The sequence below is a fragment of the Pseudomonas cucumis genome (genome assembly GCF_030687935.1).
Classification (GTDB): Bacteria; Pseudomonadota; Gammaproteobacteria; order Pseudomonadales; family Pseudomonadaceae; genus Aquipseudomonas; species Aquipseudomonas cucumis.
On sequence record NZ_CP117454.1, the window covers coordinates 1,277,278 to 1,290,325 of the forward strand.

Annotated in this window: 18 protein-coding genes; all 18 read left to right on the top strand. The window is 58.6% G+C overall.

Going from position 1 to position 13,048, the window contains the following annotated elements; translation table 11 throughout:
• The first annotated feature begins 1 nt into the window (after position 1).
• The 18 genes from PSH97_RS05590 to recX all read left to right on the top strand — a co-directional run bounded on the left by PSH97_RS05590 (position 2) and on the right by recX (position 13,028).
• On the top strand, positions 2-1,045 hold the full coding sequence (locus tag PSH97_RS05590; protein ID WP_305448422.1) for a phage baseplate assembly protein: 1,044 nt from the start codon (positions 2-4) through the stop codon (positions 1,043-1,045).
• A gap of 134 nt (positions 1,046-1,179) precedes the next feature.
• Entirely contained in the window at positions 1,180-1,689 is a 510-nt protein-coding gene (locus tag PSH97_RS05595; protein WP_007940550.1) for a phage baseplate assembly protein V, read from the top strand.
• Entirely contained in the window at positions 1,689-2,087 is a 399-nt protein-coding gene (locus PSH97_RS05600) for a phage GP46 family protein (RefSeq protein WP_123719829.1), read from the top strand. The genes PSH97_RS05595 and PSH97_RS05600 overlap by 1 nt, the downstream gene beginning before the upstream one ends.
• On the top strand, positions 2,077-3,120 hold the full coding sequence (locus PSH97_RS05605; protein WP_305448423.1) for a baseplate J/gp47 family protein: 1,044 nt from the start codon (positions 2,077-2,079) through the stop codon (positions 3,118-3,120). Before PSH97_RS05600 ends, PSH97_RS05605 begins: the two co-directional genes overlap by 11 nt.
• Positions 3,108-3,707 carry a YmfQ family protein gene (locus PSH97_RS05610; protein ID WP_007907236.1) on the top strand — a complete coding sequence of 200 codons (600 nt, stop codon included), beginning with the start codon at positions 3,108-3,110 and terminating at the stop codon, positions 3,705-3,707. Before PSH97_RS05605 ends, PSH97_RS05610 begins: the two co-directional genes overlap by 13 nt.
• A gap of 11 nt (positions 3,708-3,718) precedes the next feature.
• Positions 3,719-4,867: a phage tail protein gene (locus PSH97_RS05615; RefSeq protein ID WP_305448424.1), complete on the top strand. Its 1,149-nt coding sequence runs from the start codon at positions 3,719-3,721 to the stop codon at positions 4,865-4,867.
• The gene (locus tag PSH97_RS05620; RefSeq protein WP_305448425.1) at positions 4,864-5,379 is read left to right on the top strand and encodes a phage tail protein; all 516 of its coding nucleotides are present in this window, start codon (positions 4,864-4,866) and stop codon (positions 5,377-5,379) included. Before PSH97_RS05615 ends, PSH97_RS05620 begins: the two co-directional genes overlap by 4 nt.
• Before the next feature lie 132 nt (positions 5,380-5,511).
• The gene (locus PSH97_RS05625) at positions 5,512-6,591 is read left to right on the top strand and encodes a phage tail protein (protein WP_305448426.1); all 1,080 of its coding nucleotides are present in this window, start codon (positions 5,512-5,514) and stop codon (positions 6,589-6,591) included.
• 7 nt (positions 6,592-6,598) lie between these two features.
• Positions 6,599-7,162, top strand: a complete 564-nt coding sequence (locus tag PSH97_RS05630) for a tail fiber assembly protein (protein WP_305448427.1) — start codon at positions 6,599-6,601, stop codon at positions 7,160-7,162.
• Positions 7,163-7,200: 38 nt separating this feature from the next.
• On the top strand, positions 7,201-8,121 hold the full coding sequence (locus PSH97_RS05635) for a glycine-rich domain-containing protein (RefSeq protein ID WP_305448428.1): 921 nt from the start codon (positions 7,201-7,203) through the stop codon (positions 8,119-8,121).
• On the top strand, positions 8,121-8,606 hold the full coding sequence (locus PSH97_RS05640) for a phage tail assembly chaperone (RefSeq protein WP_305448429.1): 486 nt from the start codon (positions 8,121-8,123) through the stop codon (positions 8,604-8,606). The genes PSH97_RS05635 and PSH97_RS05640 overlap by 1 nt, the downstream gene beginning before the upstream one ends.
• Before the next feature lie 10 nt (positions 8,607-8,616).
• Positions 8,617-9,321, top strand: a complete 705-nt coding sequence (locus PSH97_RS28560; protein WP_305448430.1) for a gp53-like domain-containing protein — start codon at positions 8,617-8,619, stop codon at positions 9,319-9,321.
• Positions 9,322-9,330: 9 nt separating this feature from the next.
• Positions 9,331-9,768: a phage tail assembly chaperone gene (locus PSH97_RS05650; RefSeq protein WP_305448431.1), complete on the top strand. Its 438-nt coding sequence runs from the start codon at positions 9,331-9,333 to the stop codon at positions 9,766-9,768.
• 3 nt (positions 9,769-9,771) lie between these two features.
• The gene (locus PSH97_RS05655; protein WP_305448432.1) at positions 9,772-10,335 is read left to right on the top strand and encodes a glycoside hydrolase family 19 protein; all 564 of its coding nucleotides are present in this window, start codon (positions 9,772-9,774) and stop codon (positions 10,333-10,335) included.
• Positions 10,317-10,835 (top strand): lysis system i-spanin subunit Rz, encoded by a 519-nt coding sequence (locus tag PSH97_RS05660; protein ID WP_305448433.1) that lies wholly within the window; start codon positions 10,317-10,319, stop codon positions 10,833-10,835. The genes PSH97_RS05655 and PSH97_RS05660 overlap by 19 nt, the downstream gene beginning before the upstream one ends.
• Positions 10,836-10,915: 80 nt before the next feature.
• Positions 10,916-11,416, top strand: coding sequence for a CinA family protein (locus PSH97_RS05665; protein WP_305448434.1), 501 nt, complete (start codon positions 10,916-10,918; stop codon positions 11,414-11,416).
• A gap of 83 nt (positions 11,417-11,499) precedes the next feature.
• Positions 11,500-12,552, top strand: coding sequence for a recombinase RecA (gene recA, locus PSH97_RS05670; RefSeq protein WP_007907270.1), 1,053 nt, complete (start codon positions 11,500-11,502; stop codon positions 12,550-12,552).
• Between the two features lie 8 nt (positions 12,553-12,560).
• Positions 12,561-13,028: a recombination regulator RecX gene (recX, locus tag PSH97_RS05675; protein WP_305448435.1), complete on the top strand. Its 468-nt coding sequence runs from the start codon at positions 12,561-12,563 to the stop codon at positions 13,026-13,028.
• Positions 13,029-13,048 lie beyond the last annotated feature (20 nt).

Below are 13,048 nucleotides of genomic sequence, written 5' to 3' on the forward strand. Positions count from 1 at the left end.
CATGAACGACATGGATAACCGGGTCACCCTGACCGTCGGCGGCCTGGAATACGGTGGCTGGAAAAGCGTGGAAATCACCGCGGATCTGGAGCGCCAGTTTCGCACCTTCAAACTCAACATCACCTGGCAATGGCCGGGGCAGACCGTGGACAAGCGGATCCAGCCCGGTGACGCCTGTGAAGTGCGCATCGGCCAGGATCTGGTGCTGACCGGGTATGTGTTCAAGGCACCGATCAGCTATGACGGGCGCCAGATCAGCCTGAACATCGAAGGCAGTTCCTGCACCCAGGATCTGGTGGATTGCGCCGCGACCAACCGCCCGAACCAATGGCATGAGCAATCGCTGTTGAGCATCGTCGAAGCGCTGGCGATCACCTACAAAGTCTTTGTGGTCAGCGAAATTCCCGAGACCGCGCGGCTCAGCAGTCACACCATCGTGCCGGGGGAAACGGTGTTTCAATCCATCGACCGCTTGCTGACATTGTTCCGGGTGTTTTCTACCGATGATGCCCAGGGCCGGCTGGTGCTGGCCCGGCCTGGCAGTGGTGGCCGGGCCAGCGATGCGCTGGAGTTGGGCAAAAATATTCTGTCGGCCAACGCGCCGATGGATTACAGCCAGGTGTTCTCCGAATATCGGGTGATCGGTCAGCACAAGGGCACGGACAAGAAGAGCGGGACAGCGGTCAGCGAGGTTGAATCGATGTCCGCCGACCTGAGCTACAAGCGTCGGCGGGTAACGGTGATCAACGAAGGCATGCAGATCAATCCCGAGCTCGCCTTGCAACGGGCCAACTGGGAAAGCGCCACCCGCGTGGGCAAGGCCAAAGCCACCACCTATCAGGTGCAGGGCTGGCGGCAATCGAACGGCGATCTGTGGCGTCACAACACACTGGTACGGGTCAAGGATCCGGTGCTGGGGTTTGATGACGACATGCTGATCTCGAAGGTGACCTACTCGCTGTCGGCGCAAGGTTCGATCACCACCCTGCAAGTCGCACCGCCGCATACCTTCGACGCCAATCCCGAGCCTCCCAAAAAGGCCTGAGCCCGACACCTGAACCAGTGGGAGCGGGCTTGCCCGCGATGGCGGCGGCACATTCAACATCAAGGTGACTACCCGCCGCTTTCGCAGGCAAGCTAGCTCCCACAAGAGCGGCGGTCGCCTTCAAGGAAAATCCAATGAGCCTACTGACACGCCTCCTGGCGCGCGGCACTGTCGTGCTCGCCAACTCGGCCACCAAGCTTCAATCGCTGCAAATGCGCCTCACCGCCGGCGAAGTGAACGACGACATGGAGCACTTCGAACCCTACGGTTTCACCAGTAACCCGCTGGCCGGCGCTGAAGGTGTCGCCACGTTTCTGGGCGGTGATCGCTCCCACGCCATCGTGCTGGTGGTCGCCGATCGCCGCTATCGCCTCCAGTCCCTGGCCGCGGGAGAAGTAGCGATCTACACCGACGAAGGCGACAAGATCCACTTCAAGCGCGGGCGGATCATCGACATCGAAACCGCCACGCTGAACATCCGCGCCAGCAGCGCGGTGAACATCGACAGCCCCGTGATCAACCAGACCGGAAAAATCGTCTCCACCGGCGATCAGATTGCCGGTGGCATCAGCCAGATCAAACACGTGCATGTCGGCGTTCAAGCGGGCAACGGCCAGACCGGCGTACCGGCGGGAGGGCAGTGATGTTGATCAGCCAAAACCTTCACGCCGCACTGACCCGTTCAGTGCTGATCAGCCTGTTCACCTGGCGCCGTGCCGCCGATGACGATGCCCTCGACGACGAAGAACGTTTCGGCTGGTGGGGCGACACCTTTCCTACGGTGGCCGACGACCGCATCGGTTCGCGGCTGTGGTTGCTACGCCGGGTCAAGCTGACCCGCCAGACCCAGATGGACGCCGAGTTCTATGCCCGCGAAGCCCTGCAATGGCTGATCGACGACGGCCATTGCAGCGCCATCGACATCATCAGCGAACGCCTCGACGCCCAGCGCCTAAACCTGCGCACGGTCCTGACCCTGGCCGACGGCGAGCGCCTGGACATCAACCCCGATAACAGTTGGCAGGTGATCTATGCCGTTTGAAACCCCTTCGCTGCCGGTGCTGATCAAACGCACCCAAAGCGACCTGGCCAGCGATTCGCTGCGCCAGTCCGATGCACAAGTGCTGGCCCGCACCCTCGGTGGCGCCGCCTATGGCCTGTATGGCTATCTGGACTGGATCGCCGAGCAGATCCTCCCGGACAAGGCCGATGAATCGACTCTGGAGCGGATCGCCGCACTGCGCCTGAACCAGCCGCGCAAACCCGCGCAAGCGGCCAGCGGCAGCGTTAGCTTTACCGCCAGCGCCGGTGCCGTGCTGGACGTCGACACACTGCTGCAATCGAGCGACGGTCGCACCTACAAAGTGACCGCCGCACGCACCACCAGCAACGGCCTCAACAGCACCACCATCGCCGCGCTCGAGGCCGGCAGCCTGGGCAATGCCGAGGCCGGTCTGGCGCTGATTCCGGTGCAGCCGATTGCGGGAATCGTCGGCAATAGCTTTACCGTGCTGGCGCCGGGACTCAACGGCGGGGTGGCGCGGGAAAGCCTGGAGTCATTGCGTGCACGGGTGATTCGCTCCTATCGCATCATCCCTCACGGCGGTTCGGCGCAAGACTATGAAACCTGGGCCCTGGAGTGCCCCGGCGTGACCCGTGTCTGGTGCCGCGGCGGTTTGTTGGGACCGGGCACGGTCAGCCTGTTCATCATGCGTGACGACGACCCGCAACCGATGCCGAACGACGAACAACTGGCCGAAGTTCAGGCCTACATCGAGCCTCTGCGGCCGGTCACCGCCGAGGTGCATGTGCAGCGGCCGGTTCAGGTACCGGTGGTCTATCACTTGACGCTGACCCCCGACACCACCGCCATACGCGCCGCCGTCGAAGCGCAACTGCGAGACCTGCATAACCGTGAGGCCGACCTCGGCCAGAAGTTATTGATCAGTCACATCCGTGAAGCGATCAGCAGCACTAGCGGCGAAAACGACCACGTACTCACCTCGCCTGTCGCTGATGTCGAAACCGAGCCCAATGAGTTGCTGACCTTCGGAGGTTGCGTATGGGGGGCATAAGAACCGCCGCGCAATACCACGCCCAACTGCGCAGCCTGCTGCCCAGCGGCCCGGCTTGGGACCCTGAACGGGTGCCGGAACTCGAAGAAGTCCTCGAAGGCGTCGCCCAGGAACTGGCCCGCCTCGACGCCCGCGCCGCCGACCTGCTCAACGAGATGGACCCGGCCGGCGTCAGCGAACTGGTGCCCGACTGGGAACGGGTGATGAACCTGCCCGACCCGTGCCTCGGCGCCACGCCACTGTTCGATGACCGCCGCCTGGCCGTGCGCCGTCGTCTGCTCGCAGTCGGTAGTCAAGCCGTCGGCTACTACCTCGAAATCGCCAAAAGCCAGGGTTACCCGAACGCCACCATCACCGAACTGGAAGCCCCGCGCATGGGACGCTCGCGTTTCGGTGCGGCGCACTGGGGGACTTGGGAAGCGCAGTTCATGTGGACGCTCAATACCGGTGGGCGATTGCTGTTGGGACGACGTTTCGGCGCCAGTTACTGGGGCGAGCGTTTCGGCGTGAACCCGGGGTCTGCGCTGGAGTGTTTGATCCATCGCAGCGCACCGGCACATACCAAGGTGCACATCAATTATGACTAGGGAATAGAGAGATGGATTATCCGAAAAGTGTGCCCAGCGCCGGGTTGGTGAATGGGAAGTTTGTGGATGAGAACCCGTTGACCGGGACGCCGGGGTCGTTGATTCCGGCGGACTGGGGGAATGGGGTGACGCAGGAGATTGTGAACGTCATCAAGGCTGGGGAGTTGACTCCGGATGAGACAAAGTACGATCAGTTGCTGCAAGCCATTCGGAGCGTGTCAGCCAAGGGCTGGAATCTGGATTCGGCATTGCCGATCGGCTCGTTGCCGCCAGCCACGGTGGCGACGGCGGATGGGCGTTTGGCGGTGACCCCGGCGGCAGTTTCGACCAACGGCGGCCGGGTGTCGATTCCGGCAGGGGTGTTGGTCAGCATTGGCCAGGAAGTCGTCGCGGGGCAATTGGGCAGGGCACGGACGTTCACTACCCAAGCGTGGAGCAGTGATTTGTTGTCGACCTCCAGCTACTTTTTGCGGGCACAGGTGATCGGCGGTGTGCTGACGTTCTACATGCAGCGCGGAACAATCTATGACGCCACGCCCGAAGGTTTAAAGGGCACTGTCAACGGCGGGGCGGGGGGCGGTTTTCAGTCCACACCGCTGGACATCTGCATTGCCTGGGTGATGACGGGAGCGCCGGGGGCCGTGCCGGTCATCAGGGCGATCTACAACCGCAACCGGTTGGCGTGGACGCAAACCGTCAACGGAAATGGTGTGGTTTACCTGCCGCTGGATCCTCATGCCCGTGCGGCACGCCTGATTGTTGGTAACCCGACGCCCTCGGCGACGGAAATATCCTCGGTGGCGTTTGCGCCAGCGGGTTGGGTCGGTGGCAACTATTGCTATCTATCACCAGCCTTGACCACTAGTTCCAATCACGATGCTGGTTGGACGGCTCCGTTGCCGTGCGTGATCTTCAGCAACAACTATATCAACGACGTCACGGTCACGACGCTGACCGCCAGTTTTGACCATAACCAAATACGTTCGCTGTGGCAGTCCTACCAGACCGAACACCTGCTCGGTTCGACCAGCGCCGTCAGCGATGAATTGCTGTTCAGTATGGGGATCAAGAACCACCCGGTGTCTGACTACGCCACGGGAATCGCGATCAACTTTGCGGCAGCCGTCAATGTCAGTCTTTCCTGGGAGTTGATTCGATGAACGTTATTCAAGAGCTTCATCAGTTCGAGGACGGTCTGCGTCCCGCAAAACCTTCTTCCGCCCATGACTGGGACGGTGAAAAATGGCTGCTGGACGCCGCGAAAGTTGCCCTGCTCGAACAGCAGGAAACCGAACGCCTGTGCGCCAAAGTCGATGCCGCTGCAGACAGCGCACGCACGGCTTTGGCCGGTGATCCACTCAAAGCCATGGAATATGCCCAGGCGGCCGCTGACGCCCAAGCCTTTCAGGACGCGGGCTATCCGAAAAAGGATGTGCCGCTGGCCGTCTCCGCATGGGTTGTTAAAGGCCGGACGGCCAAGCAGGCCGCCGAGCAGATCCTGAGTAAAGCCGCAGAGCTCAGCGACCAATTGCTGACCCTGCGCACACTGCGCCTCAAGGCCAAAACGCAAATCCGCGCGCACGCGGCCAAGGGCAAGATGGATCTGGCCCGCAGCGTGGGCGATGAAGCGTTGGTGGCTATTCGCGAATTCATCAGCGGCCCGGCTGGCTAGGCGAGAACCATTCAATTCCCCTGTTCAGGCCCACGTATTCGTGGGCTTTTTTTTGAAAAAAACCGTGGGCGTGATTGCACCGGCAACCGCGTCAATACGGCCCATTTGTTATTTCAGAGGAACAATAGACGTATGGACTATCCAAATAGCGTCCCCAGCGTCGGGCTGGTCGATGGCCGGTTTGTCGATGAAAACCCGGTAGCCGGAACGCCGGGATCGTTGATCCCGGCTGTATGGGGAAACAGCGTCACGCAAGAGGTTCTGGGCGTGATTACCGGGGGAGGTCTGGCGCCTTCCGAAGCGGACAACAGTCAACTGCTCAAGGCTATCCTGGCGATCATTGGCAAGACCAATCCGATGTATTCGGTGATCACGCGGCTAGCCTCATCAAAGGTTCTGACTGTCGAAGAACTTGGCTTTGTATTGATTGATGCCAGTTCCGGTGCCGCCACCATCAGCCTGCCTTCAGTCAATGTCGCGTTGGGTGTTCGTGACGTCATCGTTCGACGTGTTGATAACAGTGGCAATCGTCTGGTTATTCAGTGTGCGGGAACGGACTCCATCAAGTTTCACACTCATCTGAATGCAGGTGGCTATCCGTTTCTGGTGTTGATGGGGGCAGGCGATTGGTGGCACCTGCGCAGTGACACGGCGGGTAGTTGGTGGCCAGTTGGACGGTTTGACAGTACTACACTTGGACGTACTGTTTTTGAGACAACTACGTCGGTAGCACCTGGTGGTTATGGTGCGCTCAATGGATCTCTGCTCAATCGCGGCGAATGGCCGTGGCTTTGGGATCATGCACAACACTCGGGCATGTTGCGTTCCGAAAGTGACCGTGGGGGGGCATGGACGCCCGGAGATGGTTCGACAACCTTTCGAACGCCGGAGGCTCGAGGTGAGTTTCTTCGTTTACTGGCTGAGGGGCGCGATGTTGATCCGGGCCGAGCTCCAGGCTCTTGGCAAAAAGGCTCCTTGGTACAGGGCGACAACGGTATAGCTGACAACATTCTGTTTGCGTCACATATCAATAGTCAAAAGGCTCAACTGGGTCTTGATACGGGGAACTACACCGATTATGCCGGTGCAACCGTCAAGTACATCACATCTCCCCCGCCTGCTTTACAAATCTCCGATGGTGATTTGATTAACCATGGTGGCATAACGCGCCCTCGCAACATCGCCTATCCCGGTCGTATAAAACTTATCTGAGGTGTCCATGTTTTATTATTTACTAGATAACTCGGACGCCTTGTCAGGGCCCGTAGAGTTTTCCATCACTCCGGGTATTGGTATTCAGTTACCCAGTAATGCCGTTGAACTTTCATTCGAACTCCCGCCTGCGGAAAACGGCCGTACATGGGCGCTGGTGAACAATGTTCCTCGGGAAGTGATTGATCGTCGCGGTTTGGTTTATCGCAAGGATGGCGGGGCTCAGCAGGTCTGGAGTGAACTCGGAGAGTTGCCGGAAACTTTTACAGTCGAACCATGGCCGGGCAATTACTACGTCTGGGATGACAATGGCTGGAAACTTGACGAGGCGGCTCGCCTGTTCGACATCAAAGTTCAGATCTTGGCCAAGCGCGACACACTTCTTCGTGAGGCGGTTTTGCGTATAGCGCCACTTCAATATACCGAAGATATCGGTGATGCCTCTCACGACGAGCAATTGGCCCTGATGGAGTGGAAGCTCTACAGCGTTGAGCTGAATCGCATTGAGCAACAGGCGGGTTTTCCAACTGAAATCATTTGGCCTCTCGCCCCCGGTTCCACCGAGAAATAGTCAATGTTCTATTAGACCTACAGCGAGAGAAGAGAAAAGTGGATTATCCAACAAGTATTCCCAGTGTTGGCCTGGTCAACGGCTGGTTTGTCGATGAAAACCCTGTCGTCGGGACACCGGGATCGCTGATTCCAGCGGCCTGGGGCAATGGGGTGACGCAAGAGATTCTGAACGTCATCAAGGCCGCTGGGTTGACACCTGACGAAGCCAAAAATGACCAATTGGCGCTGGCGATCGGCGCATTGGTCGATTTCACCAAGATGAACAACACCCCGACCACACTAAGTGGTTACGGAATTACCGATGCCGGAGGCCGACTGTTGGCGGTCAAGCAATTCGATACCGTCGGGATCACGGTTTACCGCCCCAACCCCAAGGCCAAGCGAATTCGCGTGCGGTTGGTTGGCGCCGGTGGTTCCGGGGCCGGTTGCCCGCCTGTCGCGGCGACTTATCAAAGTTTGGGTGGCGGTGGTGGCTCAGGTGCCTATGCCGAAAGTCTCTATGACGTGAGCGCGGAAATGTTGGCCGGGATACCTATTACATTGGGAGCTGGAGGTGCCGCGCGTAATGCGATCGGGGCTGCGGGAGGCGGCGCTTCCTTCGGGCCCTACATGAGCGCAGCGGGAGGTTATGGCGGACAAATTCTGACGTTTGTCGCAAACACCTCCGGATTTGTTCAGGGAGGCGCGGGAGGGCTGGCTGTAACAGGAGGAAATCTGGCCAACGCTCGCGGTATTCACGGTGGTTATGCGATGAGCAACACCAACTGGGGGCTTCTATCTGGAGCGGGAGGCGCCAGCCCATTCGACGGTGGTGGCTCTTTCACAGGCGTGAACGGCAATGGTAATCCCGGTGCGCGAGGTTCAGGAGGCAGTGGCAGCTGCTCGACCAATGCTTCGGCCTCGTGCCTGAGCGGACCCGGCGGTAATGCCTTTTGTGAAATCTGGGAGTACGAATAATGGCCGTTTATGCACGTGTAGAAGATGGAGTCGTTGTTGAGTTGGTTGATACGGGTGACTACGAGGTCAACCAATTATTTGCTCCGGATTTTCTGACCTCGATGGTATGTGTGCCCGAAGGTGTTGATGTAAAGCCAGGCACTTCGATTAGCGATATAGGACAGACCTTCGAGCTTCCCGTTGTATTGGGTGCATCAGGTACGACTGATACGTCGAATACAAAGAGTGAAGATCCATTGGCGCAGGAACGTGTCTGGCGCCAATCCATTCTGGCGGCCAGTCAATGGCTGACGACGCGCCATCGTGATGAGCAGGAGCTTGGACGCGTGACAACGCTCACGGTGAAACAGTACCTGGAGTTGCTTGAGTACCGACAAGCGTTGCGCGACTGGCCTGCCGCTGAAAGCTTTCCAGCTATAGCTGCCCGGCCGGAGGTTCCAGGCTGCCTGGCAGGTGTTTTGTCAGAAGCATCAAGTTTTAGTTGAGGGGTAGAAGATGGATTATCCAAAGAGTGTACCCAGCGCAGGCTTGGTGAATGGGAAGTTTGTGAATGAGAACCCCATAACCGGATCGGCCGGCTCATTGATTCCCGCGCAGTGGGGCAATGCAGTCAGTGAAGAAATGATTAGTGTCATTCAATCTGCCGGGCTTGTGCCCGATGAGCAGGACAACTCTCAACTGAGCGCGGCGATCGCCATTAAAGTGGCAGACAGCATTATCCCTGTCGCGTCCCAACAGGAGGCAGAGACAGGCATCGATAATGCAAAGCGGATGACTTCCTTAAGAGTCTTTCAAGCAATCGCTAAAAATGTTCAGCAGGCAACCGAGACCATTGCGGGTGTGGCGAGAACAGCAAGTCATTCCCAAACCAATGAGGGGGTGAACGATGCAACGATAGTAACGCCAAAAAAATTGCGCTTCGGTTTTGCAATCAGCCTCACGACTAACGGGTATATCGTTTTTCCATCATGGCTTGGAGGCCTGATCATTCAATGGATCGGAACTTCAACACTTGGCATTCAAGGCGCTTATTCAAGTTTTACGCTTGCATTTCCAAATGCCTGTTTTGGAGTGTTTCCTACAACCCTGAATGGTTCTGCTCCAGCAAGTGTATCGTTGGGGCCTAAGACTCTGACGGGGTTCACTTTGTACTCATCGATACTGCCATGCGGTTTCGGTGCCATCGCTATAGGGCGTTAAGGGGGGTTAATGGAACGTTTTTATAGCCAATCCACGGGTTGTATTTATTTGTCTGGATTGCATGCGAAGATGCCAAACGATGCGGTGCCTATCACTCAGGAGCGCTTTCTGGCAGTCATTGGTGACCCGAAGCCTGGCAAAGATCGTAGTCACGATGTCGATGGTTTGCCTATTCTGATCGACTCTGCTCCGGCGACCGAGTTTGAGCTGATTGCATCGGCGCGCCGGTGGCGTGACGAACAACTTATGGCTACTCAATGGCTAGTTGATCGGGATCGGGACGAGGAGGCCGCTAGTGTGCCGCTTACTTTGACCACTGATGATTTCCATGACTTACTGGATTATCGGCAGGAGTTGCGAGATTGGCCAATGACCTCTGGTTTTCCAAAAGAGACTAGTAGACCATTGGCCCCTGATTGGTTGGCACAAACACTCAGCGGAGCATGAGTGATGTCCCTCACCCAACAGAAGTTATTGCAGATACTCCCCAACGCCCGCTCCCAAGCGGGCGTTTTCATTTCCGCCCTCAACACCGCCATGTCCCACCGCAACATCAACACCCCGAAACGCATCGCCGCCTTCCTCGCGCAAGTCGGTCACGAATCGGGGCAGTTGCAGTACGTACGCGAACTGGGCAGCACGCAATACCTGAGCAAATACGACACCGGCACCCTGGCCGCCCGGTTGGGCAACACTCCGGAACCCGACGGCGACGGTCAAAAGTACCGTGGCCGAGGCCTGATCCAGGTCACCGGGCGTAACAACTACCGCCAATGCAGTCTCGGCCTGTTTGGCGATGAACGTCTGCTGTCTCTGCCTGAGCTGTTGGAGCAGCCCCAATGGGCGGCCGAATCAGCAGCATGGTTCTGGGAGCAAAATGGCCTGAATGAATTGGCCGACCGCGACCAGTTCAACAGCATCACCCGCCGGATAAACGGTGGGCTGAACGGCTTGCAGGATCGTCTGGAAATCTGGGCGCGGGCGAGGGCGGTGCTATGCCGGCCTTCGGTCTGATCGGCTGGCGACTGATCGGCCTGCTGGTGCTGGCCGGTTGTTCGGCGGCATTGGCCTGGCAGTTTCAGGATTGGCGCTACGGCCGGCAACTGGCGGAGCAGGCCAGGCTGCACGCCGAGACCCTTAATCAACTGACATTGAGGGCGGCTACCCAGCAACAGGCCGAGCAGGACAAGCGCCTGGCCCTGGAACAACGGCTTTCGGCCAGTGAACAAACCCATTATCGAGCGCTTAGCGATGCCGAACGTGATCAAGGTCGCCTGCGCGATCGTATTGCCACTGCTGATGTGCGCTTGTCAGTCCTCCTCGATGCCCATGACGCTGCCTCTACCTGCGCAGTGCCAGCCGCCTCCGGCACCGGCGGCGTGGATCATGGCGCCCCGCGCGCCCGACTTGACCCGGCGCATGCTCAACGAATTATCGTCATCACCGACGCAGGCGATAGCGGACTGATTGCCCTGCAGGCGTGTCAGGCCTATGTCAGAGCCCTCGCTCGCTAACATTTTGATCGATCCTGAACCTTGCAAGCGTGATCGGCTCGTGTACGGTAGGCCTCATTCCGCTCGATCAGGAGAGAGCTGTGAAAGATATCACTCAGCTGGCCGCTGAACTTGGCAGACGCTTGCAGGTTCTCAATGCCCACGTCACCACCGCCGAATCCTGTACCGGTGGCGGGATTGCCGAGGCGATCACCCGTATTCCGGGGAGTTCGGCGTGGTTCGAGGCCGGTTATGTCACGTACTCCAACCGCCAGAAAACCCAGCAACTGGATGTCCCGCCCGAATTGTTTCCAACGGTCGGGGCGGTCAGTCGCGAGGTGGTCGAGGCCATGGTTCGCGGCGCCCAGGAAAAAAGCCGGGCGCGTTTTGCCGTGGCGGTCAGCGGTGTAGCCGGGCCGGATGGCGGTTCGCCGAGCAAGCCTGTGGGCACGGTGTGGCTGGCCTGGGGCGTCGGCGAGCAGGTGTTCAGCGAGGTGCAGTACTTTCCCGGTAACCGTGACGAGGTCCGCCGACAAACGGTGAAGGCCGCGCTAGAGGGGCTGTTGCGGTATGCCGCTGGAGAAATCTCAAATCAGGGGTAGGCGATCCTGAAACGCTGTGGAATAATACTGGCTACTTATACAGGTGTTGGCCGTCAGGCCTTATTGATTACGTGAGGACTTTAATGGACGACAACAAGAAGAAAGCCTTGGCTGCGGCCCTGGGTCAGATCGAACGTCAATTCGGCAAGGGTGCCGTAATGCGTATGGGCGATCAGGACCGTCAGGCGATCCCGGCTATTTCCACTGGCTCTCTGGGTCTGGACATCGCGCTCGGCATTGGCGGTCTGCCAAAAGGCCGTATCGTTGAGATCTACGGTCCTGAATCCTCCGGTAAAACCACCCTGACGCTGTCGGTGATCGCCCAGGCTCAAAAAGCCGGCGCGACCTGCGCATTCGTCGATGCCGAACACGCCCTCGACCCTGAGTACGCCGGCAAACTGGGCGTCAACGTCGACGACCTGCTGGTTTCCCAGCCGGACACCGGCGAACAGGCCCTGGAAATCACCGACATGCTGGTGCGTTCCAACGCGGTTGACGTGATCATCGTCGACTCCGTGGCCGCCCTGGTGCCAAAGGCAGAAATCGAAGGCGAAATGGGCGACATGCACGTGGGCCTGCAAGCCCGTCTGATGTCCCAAGCGCTGCGTAAAATCACCGGTAACATCAAGAACGCCAACTGCCTGGTGATCTTCATCAACCAGATCCGTATGAAAATCGGCGTGATGTTCGGCAGCCCGGAAACCACCACCGGTGGTAACGCGCTGAAGTTCTACGCATCGGTTCGTCTGGACATCCGCCGTACTGGCGCGGTGAAAGAAGGTGATGAAGTCGTTGGTAGCGAAACCCGCGTCAAGGTTGTGAAGAACAAGGTGGCTTCGCCGTTCCGTCAGGCCGAGTTCCAGATTCTTTACGGCAAGGGCATCTACCTCAACGGTGAGATGATCGACCTGGGTGTTCTGCACGGTTTCGTCGAGAAATCCGGTGCATGGTATGCCTACGAAGGCACCAAGATCGGTCAGGGCAAGGCCAACTCGGCCAAGTTCCTGGCGGACAACCCGGAGATCGCCGCGAAACTTGAGAAGCAACTGCGCGACAAGCTGTTGACTCCAGCACCGGACGTCAAAGCATCGCCAGTCAAAGAGACGGCTGATGACCTGGCTGACGCTGATATCTGATTGAACCGATGACCGCCGTACTCGATACACTCGTCGCGGTGCGGCGAACCGCAATGGACCTGCTCGCGCGACGCGAGCACGGTCGAGTCGAGCTGACGCGTAAACTGCGTCAGCGCGGCGCCCTCCCTGAAATGATCGACACAGCACTCGACCGCTTGACGGAAGAGGGCCTGTTGTCCGAGTCCCGTTACCTCGAGAGCTTTGTTTCTTACCGTGCCCGTTCCGGTTATGGCCCTTTGCGAATTCGTGAAGAGTTGAGCCAGCGCGGGCTGCAACGTACCGACGTCGAATTGGCGTTACGCGAGAGCGGTATCAACTGGCAGGAACAACTGGAAGACACCTGGCGGCGCAAATTTTCGGGGCATTTACCGATAGACGCCCGGGAACGTGCCAAACAGGGCAGGTTCCTGAGTTATCGGGGGTACTCCATGGAAATGATCAGCCGCTTGTTCAGCGGCCGAGGGATGGACGATTGACTGAAACGGCTCGCTATTTC